Origin of the sequence: Marinomonas sp. BSi20584 (genome assembly GCF_002792415.1) — a bacterium.
GTDB classification, from domain to species: Bacteria; Pseudomonadota; Gammaproteobacteria; order Pseudomonadales; family Marinomonadaceae; genus Marinomonas; species Marinomonas polaris.
Genome location: NZ_KZ454925.1, coordinates 1 through 1,147, shown reverse-complemented (window position 1 = coordinate 1,147; position 1,147 = coordinate 1). Strand labels below are relative to the sequence as shown.

Below are 1,147 nucleotides of genomic sequence, written 5' to 3'. Positions count from 1 at the left end.
TGACATTGGTTGCTCTAAATGGATAGCCCTTCTAAATAAACAGTGTTTTTTCAAAGATATAGAGTTTTTCTATCAAATTCCAGAAAATGAGATTTCGTTACATCGTTTGTTTTAGACACAGTCACAACTGTAATGTATAGAAACATACTACTTTAAGATCATTATCATAGTTGTTTAGTCTCAATCTGATAAACAGAACCAAACAAATGACCAATGATCATTAATAAGCAATTTCTATAAAATACAGATACTTATGAAAAAAATAGATAATAAATATTTGTCTATTTATAACGATTAAGATCAATTTTGATTAGACAGGTCTATGGCCAATTGATCTTCTCAATGCATAAAGCACAGAAACGCCCGAACGACAAAAATTCCTCATTTAAGGTAAAATAAGGACATTTACTTACGTTTTCATGATGATTTTTTTGAGGGCTGAATGTTCACTTTGGTCACAATATTGTCACAGATTCGCCACATGAGCTTTTTCAAGTGAAAAGTAGAGAACCAAAGAAGCAGTAAAGACAATAAATAAGCAACTCAATATAAATAACAATTTTGATCAGAAAATTTTTTAGTTTAGATTGGAGTAGAAATAAGAAATGGTTGCGGGAGCAGGATTCGAACCTACGACCTTCGGGTTATGAGCCCGACGAGCTACCAGACTGCTCCATCCCGCGACAAGTTAAACTATAGACATAGCTTACTTTTTGGTAATGTATTTCTGAATATTTGTATGACCAAATCTGATATTTGATTGCGAGAGCATTTTTCTAGATTTAAAAATGAACCTACAAGCTTTTCTGAAATGGTTGCGGGAGCAGGATTCGAACCTACGACCTTCGGGTTATGAGCCCGACGAGCTACCAGACTGCTCCATCCCGCGACAGATTAAACTATTGATTTATATAGTTTATATACAGAAATTAAAGATAAAAATATCGCCAAAACACTAAGTGTATTTGGTTGCGGGAGCCGGATTCGAACCAACGACCTTCGGGTTATGAGCCCGACGAGCTACCAGACTGCTCCATCCCGCGCCATGCTAAACTATTGATATAGTTTAGATTTTATCTTTTAGTGCTGAGGAAATTAAGTGACTAAACTAATATGAATGGTTGCGGGAGCCGGATTCGAACCAACG

General features: G+C 35.7%; 3 tRNA genes. All 3 read right to left on the bottom strand.

Annotated elements, in window-relative coordinates:
• Positions 1-606: 606 nt before the first annotated feature.
• Positions 607-683, bottom strand: a tRNA-Met gene (locus tag TY87_RS22375).
• Positions 684-812: 129 nt separating this feature from the next.
• Positions 813-889: transfer RNA gene (locus tag TY87_RS22370), tRNA-Met, on the bottom strand.
• A 77-nt stretch (positions 890-966) separates the two neighbouring features.
• A tRNA-Met gene (locus TY87_RS22365) sits at positions 967-1,043 on the bottom strand.
• Between the last annotated feature and the right edge of the window lie 104 nt (positions 1,044-1,147).